Annotated in this window: 1 protein-coding gene; it reads left to right on the forward strand. The window is 65.2% G+C overall.

Annotation, left to right across the window (positions count from 1 at the left end; all coding sequences use genetic code 11):
- The coding region (gene treS / locus ABZV42_RS42305) for a maltose alpha-D-glucosyltransferase (protein WP_356057746.1) at positions 1–1,043 on the forward strand (1,043 nt) is incomplete at both ends.

A 1,043-nucleotide genomic window follows, 5' to 3' on the forward strand; every position in this document is an offset into this window, starting at 1 on the left:
CACCAGCGCGGCATGCGCGTCATCATCGACTTCGTCATGAACCACACCAGCGACCAGCACCCGTGGTTCCAGGAATCCCGCGCCGACCCCCAGGGACCCTACGGCGACTACTACGTCTGGGCCGACGACGACAAGCAGTACCAGGACGCCCGCATCATCTTCGTCGACACCGAAGCCTCCAACTGGACCTTCGACCCCGTCCGCAAGCAGTACTACTGGCACCGCTTCTTCTCCCACCAGCCCGACCTCAACTACGAGAACCCGGCCGTCCAGGAGGAGATCGTCTCCGCGCTGCGGTTCTGGCTCGATCTGGGGATCGACGGGTTCCGGCTGGACGCGGTGCCGTATCTGTACCAGGTCGAGGGAACCAACTGCGAAAACCTTCCTGCGACCCACGAGTTCCTCAAGCGGGTGCGCAAGGAGATCGACACGCACTATCCGGACACGGTGCTGCTCGCCGAGGCGAACCAGTGGCCCGAGGACGTCGTCGACTACTTCGGCGACTTCCCCTCCGGCGGCGACGAATGCCACATGGCCTTCCACTTCCCCGTCATGCCCCGCATCTTCATGGCCGTCCGCCGCGAGTCCCGCTACCCCGTCTCCGAAGTCCTCGCCAAGACCCCCGCCATCCCCGGCAACTGCCAATGGGGCATCTTCCTGCGCAACCACGACGAGCTCACCCTCGAAATGGTCACCGACGAAGAACGCGACTACATGTACGCCGAATACGCGAAAGACCCGCGTATGCGCGCCAACATCGGCATCCGCCGCCGCCTCGCCCCCCTCCTCGACAACGACCGCAACCAGATCGAACTCTTCACCGCCCTGCTCCTGTCCCTGCCCGGCAGCCCGATCCTCTACTACGGCGACGAGATCGGCATGGGCGACAACATCTGGCTCGGCGACCGCGACGCCGTCCGCACCCCCATGCAATGGACCCCCGACCGCAACGCCGGCTTCTCCTCCAGCGACCCCGGCCGCCTCTTCCTCCCCACGATCATGGACCCCGTCTACGGCTACCAGGTCACCAACGTCGAAGCCTC

It is taken from the genome of Streptomyces sp. NPDC005281 (assembly GCF_040607495.1).
Lineage (GTDB): Bacteria > Actinomycetota > Actinomycetes > Streptomycetales > Streptomycetaceae > Streptomyces.